Raw genomic sequence first — 25295 nt, 5'->3', positions numbered from 1 at the left:
CTGCCTCATCTCATCGAGCGTCCTGGGCATTGCCGAGTTACTTGACGCCGTCGCAGGTCCGACGGCCGAAGAATCCCCTGTGAGGCACGGTGCTCAGCAGCATCCGGGCCGCTGCGACGGCCCACCCGCAGGCGAAGGCCAGGTCCTCGATTCCCGCAGCGGCCCGTGCCGGGTCACGCAGTACCCCGCTCCCCACGATCCGCGCCACCCCACGCGGCACCCTCGCCATGCGCCGCGCGGTGAGTCGCGGTCCCCATCCGCCTCGCAGCGTTCGCTCTGTGGCTGCGGAAGCGGCACCGTGACGGCACCAGCGTGCTACCAGCCCGCGCAGCGTCAACCGGTCGGCATCCTGCATCTCCGACACGGCGGCCGCGCCGATCCAGACCATGCGGGCACCACACGCGGCCAACTTCGAGAAAAACACGGTGTCCTCGCCACCGCATCTGTCGAACGCCTCCTCGAAGGACAGACCGGTCTTGCGGACCATGGCCATGCGCAACAGTGTGTTGTTCGACGCGGCGACACCGATCAACGGCCCGTCGGGCTGGGTCCATTCCGGGCGCAGGGTCCTGCCTCCGGCGAGCCAGCGAGGAGCGTCCGCCGACACCACGGCGCGAACCGGCCCCCACACCACGTCGGCACGGTGGGTGTTCGCGCCCTCCAGCAAAGCTCGCAACCAACCGACCGCGGGAATCTCGTCGTCGTCGATGAAGATCAGGGCATCCTGGTCGGCAGCGGCGTTCAGCGCCGCGTTGCGCACCTGGGCGAAGCCACGACGCGGCACGCGGCGGTAACGGACTCCGTGCCGCGCCGCGCAGTTCCTTACGCCGGAGTGCCCGTCGGCAGAGTTGTCAAGAAGCAGCACCTCGGCCGTGAACCCCGAGGAACGCACTTCGGCGGTTTGACGTACCAGTTCCGTCAGCAACGGGCCCAGCGGCCGGCGTCCCAGAGTCGGCAGGGCGATCAGAATCCTGTGCATGCGACGTCTCCGAAACAAGTTCCGCGTACAGGGCGTTCATACGCCGCGACCAGCCCTGCTCGGTGAAGTGATCGGCGTACGACTGACGGCAGCGCTCCCGTAGGCCCGGGAAAGTGACGCTCCCCTCCCGCAGCACCGGCGCGAGGGGTTCCTGCCACGTCATCACCAGGCCGGTACCCAGTTCTTTCACCGACTCGGCGGCTGACGACCCCTCGAACGCGATGACAGGCAGGCCCGCCGCCAGGGACTCGATGTAGACGAGCGGTACCGCGCCCTCGAAGACGCGGCTGGAGAAGACGAGACCTCGCCAGGACGGCAGTCGTCGGCGCAGTTCGCTGCGGTCGAGGCTGCGAAGGAACCTGACCGACGGGGGTGCGGCGGCCCGGCACTCGGCCATCAGCTCACCGTCGCCCACGATGTCGAGGGGCTCTTCAGCCGGCCAGCGGCGCAGCAGTTCCAGGATGCCCTTCTCAGCCGTGAGCCGGGCCACCGCCAGCCAGCGACCGTTGTCACCGGGTGCCGCCTCGTCGACCGAGGGGTCACCGACGAAGTTCGGGACCAGCCTCAGGCATTCCGCGGGCACACCGGCACGCCGGTAGGTCCGCTCGGCCAGGGAGGACAGGACCACGAGCCGGTCCGCACGCGCCAGCAACGGATCCGAAGCCGCACCCCGTCGCCCCGCCCAGGCGAGCGGCAGCGTCGCGGTGCGCGAACTCCGGTAGCAGCCGTGCCGAAGACTCGCCCAGCGTTCGCCGTCGAGGCAGCGGGTGCAGACCTGCCCCTCGCGGTACAGGGTCGCCGCTGCGCACATCGGCCGGTAGTTGTGCATGGTCGCGACGAGAGGACCGTCCCACCCACGCAGCCAGACCCGCCCGAAGTTGGGAAAGAGGTTGTGTACGTGCACGATGTCCGGGTCGTAGGCCCTGAGCCCGGCCAGGGGATGACGGCCACGGCCGGTCGCCACCCGTGCGGCGGCCCGCGGTGCGTACAGCGGGGCCTGGACCAGTTCGTCAGTGTGGGCGGCGAACAACCGAACCTCGTGGCCGGCCCGGCGAAGCGCCCTCACCTGGTCAAGCACAGCCTCGTTCTCGCCACTGGGTTGCCCCGACGCGTAGAAGCTGTGAACGACGGCGACCTTCATGACAGACCGGACCCGTCCACCAGTCGCGGTGGCCTCAACGCGATACGGGCCAGGTAGGCCGGGTTGTTGCGGAGATAGCGTCGCCACAGCCGACGAGGCTCTTTCAGCAGGCGGTACGACCACTCGAGACCGTGACGCTGCATCCAGCCCGGCGCCTCCGGTTTGAGACCCGCGTGGAAGTCGAAGGCGGCACCCACTCCGATCAGCGCTGATGCCTTCAGCCTGGCTCGATGCTGGGCCATCCAGCGCTCCTGTTTCGGTGTGGACAGACCGACCCAGACGAGGTCCGCCTCACTGTCGTTGATCCGGCGCACGACGCTCTCTTCCTCCTCCGGCGTGAGCGGCCGGAACGGAGGGGAGTAGCAGCCCGCGATGTCGAGCCCGTCGATGCGGCGTGACAGTTGCCGGGCGAGCATCTCGGGGACACCTTCGGCACCGCCGTACAGATACGAGGACCAGCCGCGCTGCGCGGCCCGCTCGAGTACCGACACCATCAAGTCGGCTCCCCGGACCTGTCGCATCCATGGGGCGCCCGCCCTGTGCCCGGCCCAGACCATCGGCATACCGTCGGGCACGGTCAGTCCCGAAGCATTGTGGATACGGCGCAGAGCGGGGTCGCGCTGAGCCTCCATGACCCCGTGCACACCCGTGACACACACGTAGGCGCGCTCACCGGTGTCGATCCACCGCTCGATCTCTCGCACGGCGGAATCCCGATCGACCGCACTGATGCCCACGCCCAGCACATCGACTCTCTCCAACGAGCCTGGTTCTCGCGTCAGCACTGGTGAGCTCTGCCTTCCAGCTGCGCCTTGGCCTGGTCGTAGATCCAGCGGTAGGTGGCCTCCAGCCCGTCGAGCAACGAGTGCGTCGGCTCCCAGCCGAGTTCCTTGCGGATGCGGGTGTTGTCACTGTTGCGGCCGCGCACTCCCAGGGCGCCTGGAACGTGGCGATGCCTCAGCTTGACCCCGGCGATCTGCTGGACGATCGAGTAGAGCTGGTTGATGGAGACGAGCGCGCCCGAGCCGACATTGATCGGCTCGGCGTGTTCGCTGCGTGTCAGGCGCACGGTACCCTCGACGCAGTCGTCGATGTAGGTGAAGCTGCGGGTCTGTTCGCCGTCGCCCCAGATCTCGATTTCCTGGCTGCCGGAGAGAACAGCGAGAGCGACCTTTCGGCAAGCGGCCGCCGGCGCTTTCTCGCGTCCGCCCGTCCAGGTTCCGTACGGGCCGTACACGTTGTGGTACCGGGCTACTCGGGTCGCCAGTCCGTGATCCTCTCTGAAATGGCGCGCCATCCGCTCGCTGAAGAGCTTTTCCCAGCCGTAGCCGTCCTCGGGCATGGCCGGGTACGCGTCCTCCTCACGCAGAGGACTCACATCGGTTTCCGTCTGCTTGTCCGCGGCGTACACACATGCAGACGAGGAATAGAAGTAGCGCCCGACTCCCGCCGCACGGGCGGCGAGTAGCATGTGCGTGCTGGACAGCACCGAAAGCATGCAGGCCGTCTTGTTGTTCTCGATGAAGCCCATGCCCCCCATATCGGCTGCGAGATGATAGACCTCTTCCGCCCCGCCGTCCATCACTCGTTGACAGCAGTCGATGAGCGACAGGTCGCCGACGATGTTCTCGGCATCCGCGTGGAGCTGATACCACTCATGAAACGGCTTGCGATCGACTGCCCGAACTGCCTTTCCTTCGGCAAGTAGACGCTTCACAAGGTGCCCACCGATGAAACCTCCGGCCCCGGTTACCACGACCACGTTCTCAGCCACGACTTGTGTCTCCCTGCCGCTCGCCAACTGTCTCAGTCAGCGCATACATTCTCGCAACGGCTTTGCATTCGAGACACGTGGGCCACGGCTCGCCGTGATCTCACCCTCATGGATGAGTGCCGCAGGCCGCTGACGGGTTCGCCGGTGCCGCGCTCGAAGAAATCTGTCTCTGCCGAGCAGGACACCACTCGCCCAGAAGAAAGGCGCCGCCCCGAAGGGCGACTCCAGCACCACTCCCAGCAATGCCACGACGAGAAGAGAGACCACCAGAAGGACACAGACAGACGTCAGTTCATCCGCCTCACGGGATCGCAGGGACCGGGCCACCGCCCCGAGGATGCTGCCCAGCAGGATCGTGATCAACGAAAGCCCCACCAAGCCCAGGCGCGCGAAACAGGTCAACAAGTAGTTGTGCGGAGAGCGCACCCCGATCCCTCTCCCGAGGGGCAGATCGGCATCGGACAAGCGCAGGAAGTCCGTTCCGAAGCCGACTCCGACCAACGTCCGGCGGGGATCGTCGAGTGTGTAACCGAGCACTCTGCGCCACGAGATGAGGCGTGCCCTTGTGGTTCCCTCGGCGCTGAGGGCCACCTCCTGGGACGTCGTCACACCGCCCGTCGTCGCCACGAAGCGCTGACCCGCGGAACTGCTGGGGAGCAGGAGCAGCACCCCGAGGACGACGGCACAGCCCAACAGCACGCTGCGTACCGGCCTGCGAGCAGCCGCCATCGGTCTGAGCACGAAAGCCGCAATGACGCACGTGAAACACGCCAGGAGCCCGGCTCGGGAATGCATCGAAAAGACCAGGAAGAACGCCACCCCGGCCACCACCACGTTCAGTCTCACCTTTCCTGTCCGCACCCGCAGGATCGACATTCCGATGAGGACACTCAGCATCGCGGCGTCGAAATCGGGCCGCAGGTCGAAGACCCTTGTCTCGCCGTCGAGTTGGGGCATGGCCGGGAAGGCGTCCCCTGCCAGCAATACCGCGCCCACCCACGCCAGGTGGACGAGGAGAGCACCGTAGAGGATCCGGACCGCGCGCTTCCTGGTTGCTTCACCGTCCCGTTGGTACGCGCCCGAGGACAAATACGCGGCACAGCCGTAAATGAACGGAGCGGCGTCACGGGCTGCTGTCCTCATGTCTGCGTTCGTACAGAGCAACCGGAAGGAGGCGAGAAGGACGACCAGCGCCAGCAGAACTCCTGGGCCGTAGGTTCGATCCCTCGCCCTCCTCGTCAGTGCGGAGATGATCCCGTGCAGCACCGCGGCGGCCAACAGGAGATCGCCGATGTAAGCGGGCCCGACGGGCACATGCGAAATCCACCGACCTCCGGCCATGAGAGTACCGACGGCCAGACTTCCGGGGAGCCACCGGGTTGCCGACTCCGTTTGCCCTTGATTCATGGCGTACATTGTGCGTGCCGGGAGGACGCTGTCATCATCCAACGCCGAAGAGCGTGTCGAGATGGATCACCATATTGAAGGACCGGGTTCCGGGGTCTCCCAGGATCCCTGACTGAATCGGCAGACATTTCCCTCCGATGCGTCACACCGAATGATGTTCCACGTTGATAACGTCTTCCGCATGCCCTGCCTCAGGAGGTGAAGTGGTTGTCCGTCGCATGGCAGTCGGGGCGTTGGCGGGGAATTCTGACCAGTGGCCTGGCCACGTCGGCCGCGCAGGGTGTTTCTCTGGTCGCCGGTCTGATCAGTGTTCCCGTCATCGCCCACCACGTCGATACGGCGGAGTTCGGACTTTGGCTGAACCTGACGACCGCTTCCCTGGCCGTACGGGGTGCCTTGGATTTCGGTCTCGGCTCAGCGGTGATGACGTTGGCCTCGGAGGCGCGTGGCAGGGGGGACGCCGGGGCTCTGCGCCGGGTGGTTGCCACCTCGCTGGTGGCGCTGGCCGCCACGGCGGTGCTGGTGCTCGTGTGCGGGGGCGCCGTGGTCTTCGCCCTCGACTGGGACCAGCTGTTGGGGATGGGGGGCTCCATTCCGGCGGCACGCGTACGCGTTCTGATGTTCGCGGTAGCCGTCGGCGTGGCGGTGAGCCTGCCGCTCATGGTTGCCCGCCGCGTTTATCTCGCCTTCCAGCATGGACACGTGGTGGCGCTGTACGCCTCCATGGCGGCGGTGGTGCAGACGCTGGGGCTTTGGGGGATGGCAGCGTTCACGCACGGTATCGAATGGTTCCTCGCTGTCTACATCGTGACCTCCGTCCTCGCGGACCTGGCCCTGACCTTCTTGTTGTTGGCGCGTCCCACTCACCTCCCGCGTCCCCGGCTCGGGGATGCCGACCGGCGCGCCGCGGGACGTCTGGGCACCGAGGGACTGCAGTTGCTGCTGCTGGGCGGCATCGGGATCGTTGCGTTCCAGACGGACACCTTCATCGTCGGGCACTATCTGGGCGTTGCCCGTGTCCCGGAATACGCCCTGCCGTTCAAGGCGTTCGTTCTCGTCCACGCCTTGTTGTCGATGTTCCTCACCCCCTTGTGGGCTGCCTATCGGGAGGCGTGGGCGCGCGGTGATCAGGCGTGGCTGCGGGCGGCCTACGTCAGGTCGCTCGTGACGACGGCGGTTGCCTCGACCCTGATCTCCGGTGCGCTGGCCATAGCCCTCCCCACGCTGCTGCACATGTGGTTGGGCACCGAGGCCGTTACTCCGTCCGCCGGCTTCCTCACCGCTCTGGCCTGCCTCTCCGTCGTCATGTGCACGTCCAGTACGGTGACCGTCTTCCTCCGAGGGGTCGGGGTGGTACGCCCCCAGCTCTGGCTCGGAGCCGCCATGGCCGTACTGAACATCGCGGTGTCCATCGCCGCGGTCTCACGTTTCGGCCTCGCCGGACCACTCTGGGCGACGGTGATCACACAGACCCTCGTGGTCTTCGTCCCGTCCCTCGTGTACGCACACCGGTGCATGAGGCCGCAGACAGCGCAGAAACCCGCCACAGGGGTTCTTCCCGTGTGCGCGCCCACAGCGACCAATGGCCACGCGGGTTCCGGATGAACCGTCCGCTGGGAAGGGGTACCACCGTGCGCAAACAGCGCCAGATCATCTACCTGGGGTGGCAGGGTTTCGACAACTTCGGCGACGACCTGATGCACCGGACATGGCAGGCGGCCCTCGCGGATCCGCTCGTCGTCGCCGTTCCCGCCGGACGACGGGGCTTCATTGCGGCGGCCCCCCGGTTCGCGGCGCACTGGGCGCGGCGGCCCCGGACGGAGAACGTCCTGCTGCTGGGCGGCGGTACGACGATCGGCTTCGCGGACTGGGCCAGGCGCACCCGCCTCGCCATGGCGTGTTTCGGGTCCCAGGCCCTGGTGATCGCCGGGGCGGGTGCCGCGGCCTCACACGACCGGTTCGCCCTGAGCCTGCAGGCCGCCGATTGGGCGGCGTGGCGCGGCATGCGCGATGTCGCCCTCTTGGGTGTCCGGGGACCGATCACTCAGGAAGAGTGCGCGCGGCACTGGCGGAAGACCGACGTCATCGGTGACCCGGCCCTCTTGTATCCGGTCTACGCCCCGTGGAGGCCGGCCCCCGTGCCCCGCACCGCACTCGGGGTGTGCCTCGGAGCGTCTCCCACCAGCCGGTTCGACATTCCGACGGTCGCGCAGGCCGTCACCGCGTACCGGGCTCGGCACCCGGACCAGGCCGTCCGGGTGCTGCAACTCTGTGACAGCGACGCACCGGTGGCCCGCGCACTGGCTTCCCGGCTGGAGGCACCTGTCATCGCGTACGACGGAAACGTGCCGGCGACGATGCGTGCCATCGCCGAGTGCTCGCTGCTGGTCTCGGAGCGGTTGCATGGTGTGGTGGCCGCCGCGGCCTGCGGCGTGCCGCCCCTCCCGCTGGCCTATGCGACCAAGTGCGACGACTTCTGGTTGAGCACGACCGGGCACTTGCCGACTCTCCGGCCAGAAGCGACCGTCGACCAGATCCTCGAGGGGATGGAGAAAGCGACCGACCCCCTGCACGCCGAGGCGGTGTCGCGGGAAGTGTGCACGCTGCAAGAGAAATTCAAGAGTGCTGTGGACCTCTTGCGTCAGTGGCAGGAGCACCGCATCGACACACAGGAACTGGTGAGACGTCAGTGATTCCTCCTATTCCTCTCCTTCCCTCTCGACTCCGCAGCTACCTGTACAGTCACGTGCGGAATTCACCGGAATCCGTCTGCGCGCGGCATTCAACGACGCAGTGGCTGAGCGACGCGATGGTACGGACGTTGAGCAGGGACTTCCGCAACCGCCCGGTGTCCGCAACCGCCGAGTCCCGATTCGGTGCCGTTTTCAACGTCAACACCCATGACATGATCCAGCGGTATCTCTATCTCTTCGGAATCTGGGAGCCACATCTCACCCACTGGATTCAGGGAAGGCTACGGCCGGGGGACACCTTCGTCGACGTGGGCGCCAACATCGGCTACTTCTCCGTGCTTGCTTCCCGTAAGGTCGGGGACTCGGGGCGAGTGGTCGCCATTGAGGCGTCCACCGAGTTCCATATGAGGCTCATGGAGAATCTGCGCGCCAACGAGTGCCGCAATGTCCGCAGCGTGAACAGCGCCGTCTCCCACACCACGCAAAAGCTGACCTTCTATCTCGAGCAGGCCACGAATCTCGGGGCGACAAGCATCGTCCGCCCGGCGCGATCGCCCGAGTCGCACTTCGAGATGACCGCCGAGCCCCTGCCGGCGATTCTGACCGACGACGAACTGGGCGACGCGCGGATCATCAAAATCGACGTCGAAGGCGCCGAGGCCTCCGTGGTCGAGGGGCTCAGGCCGGTGCTCGGACGGCTCCGGCCCGATGCGGAACTGGTGATCGAGGTGTGCCCGGATCGGCTGCGTGAGCAGGGGCGGCACGTCGACGAGATCATCGACCCGCTGCTGCACCACGGTTTCCATCTCTACCGGCTCGCCAACGACTACGGGCCCCACACCTATCCACGGGCCGTGCGCAGCCCCGTAGTGCCGTTGCGCTGGCGTGCCCCGGTCACGGACAACAGCGACCTGGTCTTCTCACGCGTGGACGCCGAGAGGCTGACGTAGCTCTGCCGGCCCCGTCCCCTTCCGTGCCGTGCCCTGCCCTGCCCTGCCCTGTGCATGACTGTCCCCCAGGCGATCGGATCGCCTGGGGGCGTTTTGCGTGGCCGGGAGACGCGGCGGCTCATCGCGCGTACTGTCAGGCGCTCAGTCTGCGAAGCTTCCTGACGACCCGGTTGGTGAGATGACTGGGCCGGAGCTCGTTGAAGTGCCTGATGCGGTCCAGCGACAGGTCTTCATCGCGGATCACCTGGTAAAGCATCCGCTTGTCAATCCTGTCTCCTTCACCGCTGGGCGAACGCAGGAACTCCCCGACGAGCACCGTCCGCACTCCGCTCTGCTTCAACCAGTCCTCGAAGGCGCGCTGTTCCGAGAAGTCCTCCCCTACGAACTCGTCGAAGAGGAGAACGCTGCCCGTCCGGAGCAACGGTGTGAGCCAATTCAACGCACACAGCGTCGACCCGTAGAGATCGGCATCGAGATGCGCGAACGACACGCAACGTACTCTGCGTGCGAGCTCTTCGGTGAGCGAGTCCTCGAAGTAGCCCTTGACGATCTCGACTCCGGGAATCCTGGGCGGCTTGCAGGCGAAGTGGCCGACGCCGAGCCGCTCGTACTTGTCCGTCAATCCCTCGAACGAGTCACAGGCATAGACCCTCTTCCGCGGGACGAACGGATTGAGGATCCTCGGGGTGTACTGGTCGAGAACCCGCCGGATGGTGCGAGTCGAGTCCCCCTGGTACACGCCGAACTCGACCACGTCTCCGCGGACCGGAAGCGACAGACGTACAGCCAACTCGAGGACGAGGTCGCGGGACGGGAGGTTGCACTTGCGCCGCAACGGCGCCCACTCCGCCGTGGCCCCGGTTTCCGCCGCCGACATTACAGATGCGTTGCTCATGGCTCAGTCCTTGGCGTCGTGTCCGTAGTCGAGAAGGGAGGCAGGGCGGGTGTCCTGCCACCATGCGATCGGCTTGCGCTTCGCCCTGCGGTACGCGGCCCGGTTGTAGACGTTCTGCCACGCATGGGCCTTCACCCCCAGATTCTTCAGCCTCAGGAGTTCGTAGAGCTGTAGTCCACGACCGCTCGGCGCATACGTTCCGACAGCCATGCGTCGTACGAGTTCGACGTCGGCCTCTGCCTCGGCAACAGGCTCCAGCAGGTCGGAGTGTCCGGGTACCGGAACGTGACCGAACATGCCGTCGTAGGCCTCTTTGGTGAAAGCGACGTCCCAGATGAGGTGGTAACGGAAGTCCTGGCCATGATTCATCGCCGAATGGATGCATCCGTTGTTGAAGAAGAAGACGGATCCCGCCTCGAAGTGGTGGATGTCTCCGTCGAGAGCCATCTCAGCACGTCGGCTGGTGACCAGGGGAAGGTGGAAGCGGCCACGGATCTGGATCCGGCCGTCGCCGGTCGGGAACACTACATGCTCCTCGTGGAGCGACAGCCCAGATTTTGCCCCCAAGCCGTTCAGCCGCATGTTGTAGGCATATGGAAACGCCTCGATGAATCGCGCCAGGTTCGGAAACCCTTGGGCGTAGTGGAAACGCTTCCCCTCCCGGGTGAAGAAGTGATCACTCGAAAAGTCGTCAAATTTCCCGCTGCGATTGAGCAGGGAATATTGGACGGCATTTCCGAATGGGCGTGTCCAGTTGGTGATGTGACGCTCTTCGGCTACGCGGGACGGCAGGTGCTGCTCCACCAGACGCTGAGCGTCCTCGACCACGGAGGAGAAGAAATCGGGGTTCACCCGGAACAGCCGTCGGCACTTGAGCCCGCCGCGATGGAAGTTTGCGTCCAGAATGGGGGCCATATCGTCCGGCACACTGGTTCGGCGCCGCTCTCCGGCGCTCACGATCGACATTGACTGAACCTCCTCAAGGGTACGGAATCCCCTCAGCGAGCAACTCGGCAGGGCAGCTCAGCGACGCAACTCGGCGACGCAGCCGAATGTGGTCGGGGGTGCCAGGCGCTCTCCGAAAGCCTGCAAGAGGCCCGACTGTGTGGACCAGTAGCGATGCATGTTCGTCCTGTGGAACCTGTCCGCAAACAGCCTGCGCAGTGCCTCTTCGTCGACGCCCTGGCGCACGACGTGGTACTCGACCATGTCGGCTGCTTTCGATTCGTCGTAGATTCCGCGCCTACGGCGGATCCGAGTTGCGGCACCGCTCCGGAGCCCTCCTTGCCCGACTCTCCAGAGCAAGTAGGCGTTTCGGTCGATACTCATCGAGATCTTCGACCTCCGGGGATACCAGAGCGGATCCTGAAAGGTCAGAAATGCGCCGCCGGGTGCGATGCGGTCGACGAGGCGCTCGACGGTGCCCAGGTAGTCGGGAATGTGATGGAGAACAGAAATCGCCACGACGGCGTCGAGCGTGGAACCGTCGAAAACTGCTGTTCCTTCGTGATCCTCTGTCACGGTGACCTGTGGATTGTGGCGGAAGCGACGTCTGAGGGCATCGGCGCTGGGTGCGCTCATTTCTGTCACCTCGACCTCCGCGCCCGTTGCCACCAAGTGATCTGTGAAAGTTCCGTGACCCGCCCCCAGCTCCAGAACACGGCAACGCCCGTTCCGGTCAAGAATTTCCCCCAGCACCCGGTGAATTTCACCCACAACCCGTTGGCGAATACTGTAGTGCCGAATGTGGGGAGATCCTTTGGCGTAGTCGTGACCGATATCATGAGCCTTTTCTTGGAGTTCCCCCATGGTGGGCTTCGCCACAGCCGAATTCATGGTCTGAATGTATCGCTTTTTGTGGCCGCGCCTGCGACTCCGGCGGGCCGGCCCGGCAGATTCACGCGGACAGCCCACCGATCGGGCGCCCACCGATCGGCCGCCCGCCGATTCCCCCTGAACGCTTCACGCCTTCGATGTCGGCATTCCCCGACATGACGGGCAGCTACGGCTGGACGGGAGGCCAGCCTGCCGCCGGGCCACCCGGACGCCGGGTCGGCAAGCCGGCGGCGGTACGCCCGGTCGCCAGACCTGCGGCAGTACGCCGGGTGCCGGACAGCCGGGTGCCGGGCACCCCGCCCTGCCGCCCGACCACGTGCACGCCCGTCGGGCGCCGCAACCCGTACACCGGAACCCTGAGCAGCCCCAGCACGACCGCCAGCGTCACGCCGGCCACCCACAGCGTTCCCGTCCGTGTGCCCCAGCCGATGTGCACGAGCACGCCGACGGACACCGCGCAGGAGGCGGCGGTGGCGATCAGAACGGTCGCGCCCAGGGGGGTGAGGCCGAGTCGCCGCAGCCGGTGGGCGAGGTGGTCCGGGCCGCCCCGCAGGAGGGGCCGTCCCGCCAGCCGCCGTGACAGCAGTACGAGGAGTACGTCCGCCGCGGCGACCGCCGTCAGCGCGAACATCACCTCCGCGCTGGAGGCCAGCCCGTACCCGGTGCGGGTGAGCACGGCCACCGCGGCGAGCAGGAACCCGGTGAACAGGGAGCCGCAGGAACCCATCCCCACGCGTGCGGGAGGCCAGTTGTGCATCAGGAACCCGGTCAGCGCCGCGGCCAGCACGCTCAGCAGCACGGCCGGCCCGTCCATCAGCTCGGCCGCCGCCACCACGCCCACCCCGAAGGCGGTCACCACACCCACGGTCCCGGCCAGCGCGTCCGCGTGGTCGAGCGCGCGGAACCCCAGGGCGACGAAGACGATCCACCCCACGGCCAACATCCCCCCGCCCGGCCCGAGTTCGCCGTACGGCACCACACAGGCAGCCGCCACGGCCGTACCGCCGACGAGGAACCGCGCCTTGACCCGCCGCACGTCGGCGACCAGTCCGAGCGCGGCGACGGCGGCCCCGGCCACCAGCAGTTCCTGGATCCCGTCCCCGAGCGGCGCGGCCCCGGTCCACTCCCCGGTAGCCACGACCAGACAGGTGGCGAGAACGACGGCCACACCCCCGCACAGCGGCACGACCCGCTGCCGCCGCCGGTCGACCACCCCGAGGCGCCGGGCCGGAACCCGGAGCAGGGCGGCGAGCGCGGCGGCGAGGAGCAGGGCGGCGAGGGCGGCGAGGATCCCGTAGAGCACGGGTCCAAATTAAGCCGGATGTAATGATTTGCCGTGAATAACACGAGCGATTCGGCGCGCCGTCGCCGTACGGCCACTGAGGTCTGCCTCAGTAGCACAGATCACCGCACCTCTGACTACAGTGCGGCACAGGATGCGGGTAGTCTCAGAGGACCGCATAAGTTACCGCTTAGTAATCTCGGGGAACCCCTTCGGGGAGTGACCCCCGACGAAACCCCTCGCAGGCCCGAGGAGCCCCGAAATGCAACTCGCCGCGATCATCGTGTCGCTGGTTCTGACCGTGGTCGGCGTCGCGCTGCTCGCACGCGCGATCGGCCAGTTCGTCCGGCACTTCAAGCTCGGCCAGCCCCTGCCCGCCGGTGCCCGGACCGACAACCCCTACCAGCGCAGTGTGACGCTGGTGAAGGAGTTCCTCGGTCACACCCGGATGAACCGGTGGGGCATCGTGGGCATCGCCCACTGGTTCGTGGCGATCGGCTTCCTGACGCTGCCGCCGACCATCATCACCGCCTACGGCCAGCTCTTCCAGGCCGACTGGACACTCCCGGTGATCGGCGGCTTCCTGCCGTACGAGCTGTACATCGAGTTCATCGCCGCGATGACCACTCTCGGCATCGCCACGCTGATGGTCATCCGCCTGCTGAACCTCCCCTCGCGGCCGGGCCGCAAGTCGCGGTTCGCGGGCTCCAAGATGGGCCAGGCGTACTTCGTCGAGTACGTCATCCTCACCATCGGCCTGGCGATCTACGTGCTGCGCGGCCTCGAGGGCGCCCTGCACCACGTGGACCACTACGAGGCCGCGTACTTCGCCTCGTATCCCCTGGTCCTGGCCTTCAAGGGGCTGAGCCTGGGCGTGCTGCAGAACCTGGTCTACCTGGCCGCCATGGTCAAGCTGGGCACCACCATGATCTGGATGATCACGGTGTCCCTGAACACCAACATGGGTGTGGCCTGGCACCGCTTCCTGGCGTTCCCGAACATCTGGTTCAAGCGCGAGAGCGACGGCGGTACGGCGCTGGGTGCCCTGCAGCCGATGACGTCCGGCGGCAAGCCGATCGACTTCACCGACCCCGGCGACGACGACGTCTTCGGCGTCTCCCAGGTCGAGCAGTTCTCCTGGAAGGGCCTGCTGGACTTCTCCACCTGCACCGAGTGCGGTCGCTGCCAGTCCCAGTGCCCGGCCTGGAACACCGGCAAGCCGCTCTCCCCCAAGCTGCTGATCATGTCCCTGCGCGACCACGCGCACGCCAAGGCGCCGTACCTGCTGGCCGGCGGCGGCAAGACGATGGAGGGCGAGGAGAAAGCGTCCGAGGAGCAGCTCGCCGGTGTGCCCGCTTCCGCTCTCGCGGAGGCTGAGCGCCCGCTGATCGGCACCGCCGAGGAGAACGGCGTCATCGACCCGGACGTCCTGTGGTCCTGCACCACCTGCGGCGCCTGCGTCGAGCAGTGCCCGGTGGACATCGAGCACGTCGACCACATCGTCGACATGCGCCGCTACCAGGTGATGATCGAGTCCGCGTTCCCGTCCGAGGCGGGCACGATGCTCAAGAACCTGGAGAAGAAGGGCAACCCCTGGGGCCTGGCCAAGAAGCAGCGCCTGGAGTGGACGAAGGAAGTCGACTTCGAGATCCCGGTCGTCGGCCGCGACATCGAGGACCTGTCCGAGGTCGAGTACCTGTACTGGGTCGGCTGCGCCGGCGCCCTGGAGGACCGCGCCAAGAAGACCACCAAGGCGTTCGCGGAACTCCTGCACATCGCGGGCGTCAAGTTCGCGATCATGGGCGGCGACGAGAAGTGCACGGGTGACTCGGCCCGCCGCCTCGGCAACGAGCCCCTGTTCCAGGAGCTCGGCATGGAGAACGTGGCCGCGCTCAACATGGCCTTCGGCGAGGACGACGAGGACGAGTCGACCAAGAAGCCGAAGTCGGCGAAGAAGATCGTCGCCACCTGCCCGCACTGCCTCAACACGATCGGCAACGAGTACCCGCAGCTCGGCGGCGACTACGAGGTCATCCACCACACCCAGCTGCTCCAGCACCTCGTCGACGAGGGCAAGCTGGTCCCGGTGACCCCGGTCGAGGGCATCATCACCTACCACGACCCCTGCTACCTGGGCCGCCACAACAAGATCTACACACCCCCGCGCGAGATCATCGCGGGCGTCCCCGGACTGCGCAACGAGGAGATGCACCGCCACAAGGAACGCGGCTTCTGCTGCGGAGCCGGCGGCGCGCGCATGTGGATGGAAGAGCGGATCGGCAAGCGCATCAACAACGAGCGCGTCGACGAAGCCCTGTCCCTCAACCCCGACATCGTCTCCACCGCCTGCCCGTTCTGCCTGGTCATGCTCACCGACTCGGTCAACGGCAAGAAGAACGACGGCAAGGCCAAGGAGTCCATCCAGGTCGTCGACGTCGCCCAGCTGCTGCTGGAGTCCGTCAGGACGCCGGTGGACGACGAGCCCCCGGCGGGTGCGGCGGACGCGGAGAGTGAGCCGGAGCCGCAGCCGGTGAAGTAGTCCTGGCTACGGCTGCTACGACGCCGCCCTCATGTCCTGCTCGGGCATGGGGGCGGCGTCGTACCCGAACCGACGCCCCTCACGCCCGTCGCGATCCGGACCGAGGCGGGCCGAGGCGGGCCGAGGTGCGTCAGTCGCGCTGGACCGCCGCCAGCGGATGTGCCCCCTACGGCACCCCCCTGAGCCCTAACTGAGCGCAGCCCCTCCCTCCCCTTAGGGGATGTCACAGCTCGGCAGCAAAGCCGGGACCGATCCCCCAGGCCCGGCCCGTCATTCACGTGGACCAGGTACGTTCGAAGGCGTGGCTGGATTCAGGATCGGACGCGGCGGCCGGGACAACCGGACCCCCCAAGCGCGACCGCAACAAACCCCGTACGGACAGCAGGCGCCGCAGGGACAGTCGTACGGCTACCCGCCGGCGCCGCAGCCCCACCCGCAACAGCAGCCGTACGGCGGCAGCGGCGGCGGTGGCAGCCCGTGGCCGCAGACGAACGGCGGCCAGGGCGGTTACGGCGGACCCGGGGGTTACGGCGGCCAGGGTGAACCGGAGTACTTCGGCGACGACCCGGCGTACACCCCCCAGGGCGGCCCGGACCCGTACGCGGCCGACCGCCCGGGTCACACCCAGGCGTTCTCGATCGACGAGGACCCGTACAGCCAGGGCGGCACCTACCGCGCGGGCTCGGCCCCGGCCGGCCCGATCGGTCCCCGCCTGCACTGGAAGGACCTGCTGAGGGGCATCTTCCTCGCCCCCAACCAGACGTTCCTGCAGATGCGGGACTACACGATGTGGGGCCCGGCCCTCATCGTGACCTTCCTCTACGGCCTGCTCGCGGTCTTCGGCTTCGACGGCGCCCGCCAGGACGCGATCAACGCGACACTCTCGAACGCGGTCCCCATCGTCCTGGTCACGGCGGTCGCGATGGTGCTGTCCTCCTTCGTCCTGGGCGTGGTCACCCACACCCTGGCCCGCCAGCTCGGCGGCGACGGCGCCTGGCAGCCGACGGTCGGTCTCTCGATGCTGATCATGTCGCTCACGGACGCACCCCGCCTCGTCGTCGCGATGTTCCTCGGCGGCGACGCCCCCTTCGTGCAGATCCTCGGCTGGGCCACCTGGCTCGTGGCCGGCGCCCTCCTGACCCTGATGGTCTCCAAGTCCCACGATCTGCCGTGGCCGAAGGCGCTCGGCGCCTCGGCCATCCAGCTGATCGCCCTGCTCTCGATCGTGAAGCTGGGGACGTTCTAGGAACGCGGGCCGTACGCGAGATGCCGTAGGCATGCCGTACGACGACGGTGGGCTCCCGGTCACGACCGGGAGCCCACCGTCATCCATGCCTGCCGAGAACGCCCTCAGGCGTCCAGAACCTGCCCCAGTGTGTGGGTCGACGGCGGACGGGCTGGGAGCTGCGGTGAGGGGCGGGTGGGGCAAGACTTCGGCTGCACCGTTGAAATAACGATGCATGTAGTCTCGGTTGCAATCAGTCATCTCTTGGCTTGGGGGAAGTAGCAATGAAGAAGGGCCCGTTCGTCGCCATGGCCGGCGCTACCGCAGCGCTTGGGACTGCACTTGGTTCCCTCGCGCTCCAGCTTCGCGCAGACGGCTACGAGCAGTACGTCGAATCGGTAGCCACGTTCAGCGTCCTGATGTACGTCACCTCGGTGCTGACAGTGGTGACATGGGTCCGTGACGGTCGGCCGCACGCTGACTGAAGTACGTCGGCGAGTTTGTGGTATCCCTCTGCTCTGACATCAACGCCTGACACCAACAAGCGCGAACAGCGGCGATCAATGGCGAAGCCCGGCGTACGTAGAGGCGGGACATAGCGCGGGTTCAGCCTCGATGGTGGAGTTATCTGATCGACTGATAGGGATGAGGCCGCAGCTTCAAATCCTGCGGGAAACGAAGATCCCCGGTCCACACGGTCCGGGGATCTTTGCGGAGCAACAGGTCAGAGTGCTTCCTTCGACGGAATGATCGGTTCGCCCGACCTACGTACTGGAGGCAGGACACTCCACGGGAAGTTGATCCACTGGTCCGTGCGCTTCCACACGTACTCGCACTTCACCAGCGACTGCGACTTCTCGTAGATCACGGCGCTGCGGACCTCGGCGACGGTGTCGAGGCAGAAGTCGCGCACCAGCTTGAGTGTCTTGCCGGTGTCGGCGACGTCGTCGGTGATCAGGATCTTCTTCTCGGAGAAGTCGATGACGTTGGGCACCGGCGCGAGCATGACGGGCATCTCGAGGGTGGTTCCGACGCCCGTGTAGAACTCGACGTTGACGAGGTGGATGTTCTTGCAGTCGAGGGCGTAGGCGAGCCCGCCGGCGACGAACACCCCGCCTCGGGCGATGGTGAGCACGATGTCCGGCTCGTACCCGTCGTCGGCGATGGTCTGCGCGAGCTCGCGGACGGCGGTGCCGAACGCCTCGTAGCTCAGGTTCTCCCGTATGTCGCTCATATCTCCGCCGTCCGGCCCGTCAGACCTGGGTCCGATGGAAGTTGAGGAAGGACCGGGAGGCGGTGGGCCCCCGCTGCCCCTGGTACCGCGACCCGTACCGCTCGCTCCCGTACGGGAACTCGGCGGGCGAGCTCAGCCGGAACATGCACAGCTGGCCGATCTTCATGCCGGGCCAGAGCTTGATGGGAAGCGTGGCGAGGTTGGACAGCTCCAGGGTGACGTGCCCGGAGAAGCCGGGGTCGATGAACCCGGCGGTGGAGTGGGTGACGAGCCCGAGCCGCCCGAGGGAGCTCTTCCCTTCGAGCCGCGAGGCGAGATCGTCGGGGAGGGTGATGACCTCGTAGGTGGAGGCGAGGACGAACTCCCCGGGGTGGAGGATGAACGGCTCGTCCCCCTCCGGCTCCACGAGCCGCGTCAGATCGGCCTGCTCGACGGAGGGGTCGATGTGGGGGTACCGGTGGTTCTCGAACACCCGGAAGTACCGGTCAAGCCGCACATCGACGCTGGACGGCTGCACCATGGATTCGTCGTAGGGATCGATCCGTACCCGTCCGGCGTCGATCTCGGCCCGGATGTCCTTGTCTGAGAGAAGCACGTCCCGAGGATACGCAAGGCGCGCGGACCGACCACAATCGGACGGCCCGCGCGCCTGGACGCTCCTGCTGTCAGCGGTACCACCGCTTCGGTGCCACCGCTCCGTACCACTGCTTCAGTACCGGCACCTCAGCGCTCAGCGCTAGCACGTCAGTGCTAGCGCTTCTCCAGGGCGACCGGCACCACACTGCGGAGCCGGGCACACCGTGGACACCTGAGGAGCCGACCGGGGCCGAGCCGCTCGGCCTGCTGCATCGGGAACGTAGCGGTACTGAACACGTGCCCATCGGCACATCGGACGACGGTGCGCTCCATCAAGTCCCAGAGTCCCTTCCCCAAGAGGCGCGTCCGGCTACTGCTTGCCTGACGACAAAAGCCACATTACGGGATGGATGGAACGGTCTTCCAGGCGGCACCCCAGTCCGGCCCGGACCCTCTCCCACCCCTCCACCGTACGCCCCAACTCCCGGGCCCCGCAGCCTCATCCCATCCCTGAAACGCACTCAGGCCCCACGGCTTCAGCACCGGGGGCCTGGCATGAGGTAAAGTGACCGTGCGTTCCGACACCGGTCCCGACCGGCGTCTTACGCGGGTGTAGTTTAATGGTAGAACATCAGCTTCCCAAGCTGAGAGCGCGAGTTCGATTCTCGTCACCCGCTCCAGAGAGAAACCCCAGGTCAGCGGCCTGGGGTTTGCGTTTTTTGGCCCTGGCTTCCGGCGTTTTTCACCACAGGGGTGCGCTCGAAGATTGGGCACGCGGAGGGCACGAACGCTTGGTTGGAACCGTCCCAACCTCGACAACCCTGCGATCCTGCGTTCCCGGGCGCCGCACCGGAGTACGTACGCCCAGGTCAGCAGGCATCCGTCAGAGTCCGACAGTTCATGGCGACGTATCACCGGACCATGCCCCATCAGGCAAGACCATGTGACGACAAGCGCTAGGCGGACGCCGGCACGAAGACCGTCTGGGAGGTCGCCGACTGGAAGTTGTCGTCAGCGTCGAAGACGGCCCGGTAGTAGCCGGCACCGCTCTCGTCGAGGTCCGCGGCGAAATCGTTGCCGCTGCCGCCCCAGGAAGCCTCGACCGTGGTGAGCGTCGACCAGTTCACGCCGTCGGGCGAGGACTGGATGTGCACGTTGATCCGGGCGGGCGTCCATCCGTCGGGAAAGTCGATCAGCCCCTCGGCGTGGACCTGCCCCGTGTCGGAGCGGGCGGCCGTGAACGCCGTGAACTTCGACGCCCGGTGCACGTGGACGACGTCGCTCGTACCGGTACCGGCCTGGAGGAACGGGTCGTCCGAGGTGTCCAGGGCGAACTGGAAGTAGCCACCCTGCCACGGCGTGTAGTCCATCGTGAAGGTGCCGTCGTCAGCGGTGGTGAAGCGACCCACGAGGTCGGTCTGCGCGTCGTCGGGGCCGAACAGGACGCCCCCGGAGTGCCCGGCCAGCGGCACCCAGCCGTCCGCGGTCTTTTGTTCGACCTTGACGCTCACCGTGACCGGCTGACCGAAGTCGACGTCGGTCGAACTCACCGTGGACGTGAACCGGGTGGGAATCTGGTCGACACCGATCTGTACCGGCTCGGACTCCCCGTACAGAACCGTCGGCGTGCCACCGTCCATGGCGAACACGGCCTGGACGGGCGCGGCGGTGTCGAGCCGCACCGAGGCGGTGAAGTGACCCCGGGCGTCGGTGGTCACAGTGGTCTGCGTCCAGTAGTCGACATTGATCTCGACCTGGCGTGCCGCGAGGGGCTTCACCTGACGGGTCGGCCAACGCCCGTACAGCGTCCCCTCGACCTGCACGTCACGGTGTTCCCGGTCGATGGCGGTGCGGTCGACGGTGAGCGCGCCGAACTGCGCCACGACGTAGTAGGCGAAGTCCCCCGCGGACTGCTGCAGCACGTGGCCGCCGTCGGCGTCCGTCACCTCCACGTCGATGCGGTAGGAGCCGAACTCGGGCAGCTTCAACGGCTTCTTGGTGCGCCAGTTGCCGTCCTGAAGGGTGCCGGAGAAGAGTCGGAAGTCCTTCGTCCCGATCTCAGCGACTTCGGTCTGCGAGCCGTACGAGACCAGGTGCGCCGTGATGCTCTTGATGTCGGCCGCGGATCGGGCATTGATCTGCAGGATCCCGAGGTCGTCCGACACGCTCCCCGCGTAGGTGACCTCCGGCTGGTCCGCGGCGTGCGCGGCTGTCACGCCTCCCATGCCGAGTGCGGCAGCCGCGACGGCCACCGTGACCCATCTGCGTACTCTCCACAACAACACTGTCGATCCCCACCCCTGACGCGTTCGAGACGGCGGGAGCCCTCTCCGGACCGCCCGCCCGGCCGTCCGTCTTTATACCGACCGCTCATCACGGACGTACAGCGATTACGTGGGAACGGGCGCGGGGCCTCAGCGGAACCGGTGCGCCCGGGCGGTGAGGACGTGGCTCCTCCCTGCGGTCTGCCCGGCCCGGACGCGGGTGTCCGTCTGCGGGCTCAGCGGACGTCGACGTAGTCGCCCGAGGCGGTGGCGGGTGCGGTGGTGTCAGGACGAGGATCCGGGGCGCGTCTCGCGGCCGGTGATACCGGCTTGTCCATGGCGGCTTCGGCGATGCCGACCAGCGCGCGAGCTGGTCCGCGAAGCTCGGCGGGCGATGGCAACCGCGACCGAAGACGCTGAAGTCGATGTCAGTGAGGTCGACGGCGACGAGTTCGGAGGGGGCGAGGCCGTGGTGTACGCACACACTCGACGTCACACACTGACCCGCCGCCACCGCGGCCGTGGTGCCTGCGTGGCGCCCGTCTCCTACCTCCCGCACCCCGCCACTCACCCGAATCTCCGCCGTCCCACACCTTGTTGGGGCGAGTTCGCCTGCATAGCATTTCCCGGCACGACAGGTTTTGAATCGTTTCAAGTCGGTCATTGTCCGGGGACGACACAGCGAGCGAGGAGCGCGCATGAGCCAGATCTGGAACCGAAGACTCTTCCTCAAAAGCACGACGGCAGGCGCGGGCGCCGGGTTCACCGCGTTCTCGGCCGGGCCTGCGGCGGCCGCCGGCGCACCGGCGCAGGGCCCGAAGGACGGCCGCACCGGGGCACTGCGGATCGAGCGCACCACCGTCGAGTACGCCGAGCGGCTCCTCGGCACCGATGTCGAGCGCCCCCGTCTCAGTTGGGAGTTGTCCGCGTCGGGGCGCGGCGCCCGGCAGAGCGCGTACCAGGTCCAGGTGGCCCTCGCCCCGCGGGAGCTTACGGACGGCACCGGGACGGCGGCCAAGCTGGTCTGGGACTCGGGGAAGGTGGCGTCCGACCACAGCGTGGGTGTCCCCTACGACGGGCCCCCGCCGCGCCCCCGTACCCGCTACCACTGGCGGGTACGGGCCTGGGACGGCGCCGGGCGCCCCTCCCGCTGGAGCGAGGTCAACTGGTGGGAGACAACGTTGTCGGCCGCCGACTGGCAGGCCCGCTGGATCGGCGCCGACGCTCCCGCGCAGCCTCCCGCCCTCTCCGGTGCCTCGTGGATCTGGTCACCGGGCGCCACCTCCTCCGACGCCCCCGCGGGACCGCGCTGGTTCCGGGCAGCACTGCGTCTGCCGGTCGACGGCACGCGGGTGCGGCGAGCCACCGTGGTCGCCACCGCCGACGACGACTTCACGCTCCATCTGGACGGCCGGCAGGTGCTGCACGCGCCGGAGCAGCAGGACGGCTGGCGCACCGGCCACGCGGCCGACGTCACCGAAATCGTCGAGGAGGCCCGCGCCGCCGGCCGCCCGGTGGTGCTCGCCGCCCTCGCCACCAACCGCCCCGGCGCCTCGGTGAACCCCGGCGGCCTGCTGGCCCGGCTGGTCGTCGAGACGGAGGACGGCGGCCCGCATGAACTGGTCACCGGCCCCGGCTGGCGCGTCTGCGAGACCGAACCCCAAAACGGGTGGCAGCGTCCGGAGTTCGACGAAACGGACTGGGCCGAAGCCGCGGTACTCGCTCCGTACGGGCAGGGGCCCTGGGGCAGTGGGGTGAGCGTCGCCGTGCCGGAGCAGCCCGCTCCGCTGCTGCGCCGCGGCTTCACCGTGCGGGGGCGGATCACCCGGGCCCGTCTCTACATCAGTGGACTCGCTTACTACGAGGCCGAGATCAACGGCCGCAGGGTCGGCCGGCAGGTGCTCGACCCAGGCTTCACGGACTACGACGAGACCGTGCTCTACGCCGTCCACGACGTCACCGGGCTGCTCCGGCGGGGCGAGAACGCCATCGGTGTCACCCTCGGCCGCGGCTTCTTCGGCATGACCACCCCCAATGTCTGGAACTGGCACACCCCGCCGTGGCACGGCGAGCCCCGGCTGCTGGCCCAGCTGGAGATCGACTACCCGGACGGCTCCCGCACCACCGTCGCCTCGGACGGCGAGTGGCGGATCACCGACGGGCCGACCCTGTCCAACTCGCTCTACGCCGGGGAGACGTACGACGCCGGCCGGGCACCGCACGGCTGGACCCGGCCCGGCTTCGACGACAGCGGCTGGCGGACGGCGGGTGTGCAGCAGGCCCCCCGGGGCGCGCTCAGGGCGCAGCCGCACGACCCGATCGAGATCGCCGGGACGGTACGGCCGGCGGAGATCTCCGAGCTCCGCGCCGGGGTGTACGTGGTGGACATGGGCCGCACCATGGCGGGCTGGACCCGCCTGACCGTCCGCGGCGCCGAGACGGGCACGGTCGTCCGCCTCGTCCACGGTGAGAAGCTGAAGGCCGACGGAAGTGTGCAGGCCGAGACCGGCCATGTCCCGGGCCGCTTCCAGACCGACGAGTACATCTGCGCGGGCGGTGGCGAGGACGAGGTCTGGGAGCCGAAGTTCTCGTACAAGGGCTTCCGTTACGTGGAGATCCACGGCCTGCCCGCACGCCCGGTCCCGGAGCAGGTGCTGGGGCGGCTGGTGCACACACGCGTCGAGGAGGTCAGCTCCTTCGGCTGCTCGGAGCCGTTCTACGAGTGGCTGGACGGTTCCATGCGCCGCACGGTCCTCAACAACCTGCACGGTATACCGACCGACACTCCCATGTACGAGAAGAACGGCTGGACCGGTGACGCCCAGGTCGGCACGCCGGTGATGACGTACGCCTTCGGGGTGCACCGCTTCCTGTCCAAGTGGCTGGGTGATCTGGCGGACAGCCAGAACGACGCGGGGCAGCTGCCGGTGATCGTGCCGAGCGGCGGCTGGGGCTACCAGGAGCTGGCTCCCTCCCCCGAATGGACGACCGTCCACCCGTTCGTCGTCCGTGAGCTGTACCGGGTGTACGGGGACGAGCGCGTGGCCCGTGAGCACTGGGCGACGCTGACCCGGTACCTGGACTGGGAGCTGTCCCGGCTGCGGGACGGGCTGGCGGTCACCGCGCTCGGCGACTGGGTGGCGCCCGGCTACGAGATTCCCCCTGAGGACACCCGGCTGACCGCGACCGCGTACCTTTACCGGGCGCTGCTGCACACCGTCGAACTGGGCGAACTGCTGGGTGACGGCGCGGTCGTCAAGCGGTACCGGGAGGCGGCCGAGAACCTGAGGACCGCGTTCAACGAGGCGTTCCTGAGCGCCGAGGGCCACTACCGGACGGCGAAGGACCCCGGGTACCGGCAGACGTCCAACGCGGTTCCGCTCGCCTTCGGTCTGGTACCGGCCGGCGCCCGCGCCTCCGTACTGGACAGTCTGGTGGCGGACATCGAGGCGCGCGGCAACCATCTGAACACCGGCTGCCTGGGCACGAGCGTGCTGCTGAAGGTGCTGTGCGCCCACGGCCGCCCGGACGTGGCCCACGCCGTCGCGACCCAGCGCACCTATCCGAGCTGGGGGTACTGGCAGGCCAACGGCGCCGACACCATGTGGGAGATGTGGCCGCTGGACTCCCGCTCCCGCGACCACTACTTCCTGGGCACGGTCGCGCAGTGGCTGTACGAGAACGTGGCCGGGCTGCGCCCCGGGGACGCCGGCTACCGCACCTTCTCCGTGCGCCCCGACGCCCGTACGGGAGTGAACTGGGCCCGCACGTCGATCCGTACGGTGCGCGGCGAGGCCGCCGTGTCCTGGTCGCGGCTGGGCCGGGAGCTGCGGCTCTCGGTGCGGGTGCCGGTGGGTTCGACGGCCGAGGTGCATGTACCGGGAAGGTCGCGCGACCGGGTGACCGCGCCGGAGGGCGCGGAGTTCCTGCGCGGCGACCCCGAGTTCGTCGTCTTCCGTGTCGGGCACGGGGAGTGGGCTTTTACCGGCCCGGCGTGACCGAGCCGATGACACCCCAGGACGGTCCCACCTTCGAGTCATCGCGAGCGAGAGCCTCGGCGGCGCGTCACTGGGCGCGGCAGGTGAACGGGCGCGGCCCGACCGGGCGCAGGGCCGCGGACCACCGGCCACCGAGCCCGCACCTGCGCCCTGCGCGAAGTGCTGCAGCCGCCGGGCTCGTCACCGCCTGCTCCGTCACCGACTGGGGTCCTTCTCCAGCACGCATGACGCCGCCGACCGCACGCAAGGCATCGCCGCCATCACCGGCCAGGAGCTGCCGCGTCAGAGCGGGAGGTCGTCGGGGAGTAGCCGGAACGCCTTGTAGCGGCCCAACGGGCGCACGGCCCGGAGGACCTGCCACCCCGAGGCGATCTTCACAGTGTCCCGAACGCCCCCTTCCCATGCACAGGGCAAGGCAAGGCAAAGCAACTGTTAAGATCCGGCCACTTGCCTGGGGGGCGACTGAACGTCAGATGTGCCGCGTGTTCACAACCTGCGGCCC

The 25295-nt window shown here is 67.7% G+C and carries 19 protein-coding genes and 1 tRNA gene; 8 read left to right on the top strand and 12 right to left on the bottom strand.

Annotation, left to right across the window (positions count from 1 at the left end):
- Positions 1 to 37: 37 nt before the first annotated feature.
- The 5 genes from ACIBK3_RS27005 to ACIBK3_RS26985 all read right to left on the bottom strand — a co-directional run bounded on the left by ACIBK3_RS27005 (position 38) and on the right by ACIBK3_RS26985 (position 5208).
- The gene (locus ACIBK3_RS27005; protein WP_399369577.1) at positions 38 to 925 is read right to left on the bottom strand and encodes a glycosyltransferase; all 888 of its coding nucleotides are present in this window, start codon (positions 923 to 925) and stop codon (positions 38 to 40) included.
- Positions 852 to 2207 carry a glycosyltransferase family 4 protein gene (locus ACIBK3_RS27000; RefSeq protein WP_399369576.1) on the bottom strand — a complete coding sequence of 452 codons (1356 nt, stop codon included), beginning with the start codon at positions 2205 to 2207 and terminating at the stop codon, positions 852 to 854. The genes ACIBK3_RS27005 and ACIBK3_RS27000 overlap by 74 nt, the downstream gene beginning before the upstream one ends.
- Entirely contained in the window at positions 2117 to 2824 is a 708-nt protein-coding gene (locus ACIBK3_RS26995; RefSeq protein WP_399369574.1) for a WecB/TagA/CpsF family glycosyltransferase, read from the bottom strand. Before ACIBK3_RS26995 ends, ACIBK3_RS27000 begins: the two co-directional genes overlap by 91 nt.
- A gap of 74 nt (positions 2825 to 2898) precedes the next feature.
- Positions 2899 to 3894, bottom strand: coding sequence for an NAD-dependent epimerase/dehydratase family protein (locus tag ACIBK3_RS26990; RefSeq protein ID WP_399369572.1), 996 nt, complete (start codon positions 3892 to 3894; stop codon positions 2899 to 2901).
- A 36-nt stretch (positions 3895 to 3930) separates the two neighbouring features.
- Complete coding sequence (locus ACIBK3_RS26985; protein WP_399369571.1) at positions 3931 to 5208, bottom strand: O-antigen ligase family protein; 1278 nt, start codon at positions 5206 to 5208, stop codon at positions 3931 to 3933.
- Positions 5209 to 5508: 300 nt separating this feature from the next.
- On the opposite strand from ACIBK3_RS26985, the gene ACIBK3_RS26980 reads away from it, so the two are divergent.
- From ACIBK3_RS26980 to ACIBK3_RS26970, 3 genes are all read left to right on the top strand, one after another.
- Positions 5509 to 6906, top strand: coding sequence for a lipopolysaccharide biosynthesis protein (locus tag ACIBK3_RS26980; RefSeq protein WP_399369569.1), 1398 nt, complete (start codon positions 5509 to 5511; stop codon positions 6904 to 6906).
- 26 nt (positions 6907 to 6932) lie between these two features.
- Positions 6933 to 7994 (top strand): polysaccharide pyruvyl transferase family protein, encoded by a 1062-nt coding sequence (locus tag ACIBK3_RS26975; protein WP_399369567.1) that lies wholly within the window; start codon positions 6933 to 6935, stop codon positions 7992 to 7994.
- Positions 7995 to 8122: 128 nt separating this feature from the next.
- Positions 8123 to 8944, top strand: a complete 822-nt coding sequence (locus ACIBK3_RS26970; RefSeq protein ID WP_399369565.1) for an FkbM family methyltransferase — start codon at positions 8123 to 8125, stop codon at positions 8942 to 8944.
- A gap of 133 nt (positions 8945 to 9077) precedes the next feature.
- Here ACIBK3_RS26970 and ACIBK3_RS26965 read toward each other — a convergent pair whose 3' ends face one another.
- From ACIBK3_RS26965 to ACIBK3_RS26950, 4 genes are all read right to left on the bottom strand, one after another.
- A complete protein-coding gene (locus ACIBK3_RS26965) occupies positions 9078 to 9839 on the bottom strand; it encodes a TylF/MycF/NovP-related O-methyltransferase (protein ID WP_399369563.1) in 762 nt (253 codons plus the stop codon).
- Positions 9840 to 9842: 3 nt separating this feature from the next.
- Positions 9843 to 10805 (bottom strand): aspartyl/asparaginyl beta-hydroxylase domain-containing protein, encoded by a 963-nt coding sequence (locus ACIBK3_RS26960; protein WP_399369561.1) that lies wholly within the window; start codon positions 10803 to 10805, stop codon positions 9843 to 9845.
- Between the two features lie 57 nt (positions 10806 to 10862).
- Complete coding sequence (locus ACIBK3_RS26955; RefSeq protein WP_399369560.1) at positions 10863 to 11675, bottom strand: class I SAM-dependent methyltransferase; 813 nt, start codon at positions 11673 to 11675, stop codon at positions 10863 to 10865.
- Positions 11676 to 11841: 166 nt separating this feature from the next.
- Positions 11842 to 12978 carry an MraY family glycosyltransferase gene (locus tag ACIBK3_RS26950; RefSeq protein WP_399369558.1) on the bottom strand — a complete coding sequence of 379 codons (1137 nt, stop codon included), beginning with the start codon at positions 12976 to 12978 and terminating at the stop codon, positions 11842 to 11844.
- Positions 12979 to 13219: 241 nt separating this feature from the next.
- On the opposite strand from ACIBK3_RS26950, the gene ACIBK3_RS26945 reads away from it, so the two are divergent.
- The 3 genes from ACIBK3_RS26945 (at position 13220) to ACIBK3_RS26935 (ending at position 17206) form a co-directional block, all read left to right on the top strand.
- Entirely contained in the window at positions 13220 to 15496 is a 2277-nt protein-coding gene (locus tag ACIBK3_RS26945) for a (Fe-S)-binding protein (protein WP_399369556.1), read from the top strand.
- Between the two features lie 220 nt (positions 15497 to 15716).
- Positions 15717 to 16742 (top strand): Yip1 family protein, encoded by a 1026-nt coding sequence (locus tag ACIBK3_RS26940; RefSeq protein WP_399369554.1) that lies wholly within the window; start codon positions 15717 to 15719, stop codon positions 16740 to 16742.
- 263 nt (positions 16743 to 17005) lie between these two features.
- The gene (locus ACIBK3_RS26935; RefSeq protein WP_399369552.1) at positions 17006 to 17206 is read left to right on the top strand and encodes an SCO3870 family protein; all 201 of its coding nucleotides are present in this window, start codon (positions 17006 to 17008) and stop codon (positions 17204 to 17206) included.
- Positions 17207 to 17445: 239 nt separating this feature from the next.
- On the opposite strand, the gene ACIBK3_RS26930 is transcribed toward ACIBK3_RS26935, so the two are convergent.
- Together ACIBK3_RS26930 and dcd are read right to left on the bottom strand one after the other, a co-directional pair.
- Positions 17446 to 17955 (bottom strand): phosphoribosyltransferase, encoded by a 510-nt coding sequence (locus ACIBK3_RS26930; protein ID WP_399369551.1) that lies wholly within the window; start codon positions 17953 to 17955, stop codon positions 17446 to 17448.
- Between the two features lie 19 nt (positions 17956 to 17974).
- Positions 17975 to 18550 (bottom strand): dCTP deaminase, encoded by a 576-nt coding sequence (gene dcd, locus ACIBK3_RS26925; RefSeq protein ID WP_399369549.1) that lies wholly within the window; start codon positions 18548 to 18550, stop codon positions 17975 to 17977.
- 587 nt (positions 18551 to 19137) lie between these two features.
- Here dcd and ACIBK3_RS26920 point away from each other — a divergent pair.
- Positions 19138 to 19211, top strand: a tRNA-Gly gene (locus ACIBK3_RS26920).
- Positions 19212 to 19487: 276 nt separating this feature from the next.
- Here the strand turns inward: ACIBK3_RS26920 and ACIBK3_RS26915 are convergent.
- Entirely contained in the window at positions 19488 to 20756 is a 1269-nt protein-coding gene (locus tag ACIBK3_RS26915) for a hypothetical protein (RefSeq protein ID WP_399369547.1), read from the bottom strand.
- Between the two features lie 737 nt (positions 20757 to 21493).
- On the opposite strand from ACIBK3_RS26915, the gene ACIBK3_RS26910 reads away from it, so the two are divergent.
- Positions 21494 to 24793: a family 78 glycoside hydrolase catalytic domain gene (locus ACIBK3_RS26910; RefSeq protein WP_399369545.1), complete on the top strand. Its 3300-nt coding sequence runs from the start codon at positions 21494 to 21496 to the stop codon at positions 24791 to 24793.
- Positions 24794 to 25295 lie beyond the last annotated feature (502 nt).

Source organism: Streptomyces sp. NPDC050287, from assembly GCF_044459385.1.
In the GTDB taxonomy this organism is placed as follows: domain Bacteria; phylum Actinomycetota; class Actinomycetes; order Streptomycetales; family Streptomycetaceae; genus Streptomyces.
Note: the sequence above shows the minus strand (reverse complement) of the source record. Positions and strands in the feature narration are given on the sequence as shown.

Coding starts and splice junctions, on each gene's coding strand:
- ACIBK3_RS26955 (WP_399369560.1), bottom strand. CDS start 11,675: ATGAATTCGGCTGTGGCGAAGCCCACCATGGGGGAACTCCAAGAAAAG.
- ACIBK3_RS26910 (WP_399369545.1), top strand. CDS start 21,494: ATGAGCCAGATCTGGAACCGAAGACTCTTCCTCAAAAGCACGACGGCA.
- ACIBK3_RS26935 (WP_399369552.1), top strand. CDS start 17,006: ATGAAGAAGGGCCCGTTCGTCGCCATGGCCGGCGCTACCGCAGCGCTT.
- ACIBK3_RS26965 (WP_399369563.1), bottom strand. CDS start 9,839: ATGAGCAACGCATCTGTAATGTCGGCGGCGGAAACCGGGGCCACGGCG.
- ACIBK3_RS26915 (WP_399369547.1), bottom strand. CDS start 20,756: ATGGGAGGCGTGACAGCCGCGCACGCCGCGGACCAGCCGGAGGTCACC.
- ACIBK3_RS26945 (WP_399369556.1), top strand. CDS start 13,220: ATGCAACTCGCCGCGATCATCGTGTCGCTGGTTCTGACCGTGGTCGGC.
- ACIBK3_RS26960 (WP_399369561.1), bottom strand. CDS start 10,805: ATGTCGATCGTGAGCGCCGGAGAGCGGCGCCGAACCAGTGTGCCGGAC.
- ACIBK3_RS26940 (WP_399369554.1), top strand. CDS start 15,717: ATGTCACAGCTCGGCAGCAAAGCCGGGACCGATCCCCCAGGCCCGGCC.
- ACIBK3_RS26930 (WP_399369551.1), bottom strand. CDS start 17,955: ATGAGCGACATACGGGAGAACCTGAGCTACGAGGCGTTCGGCACCGCC.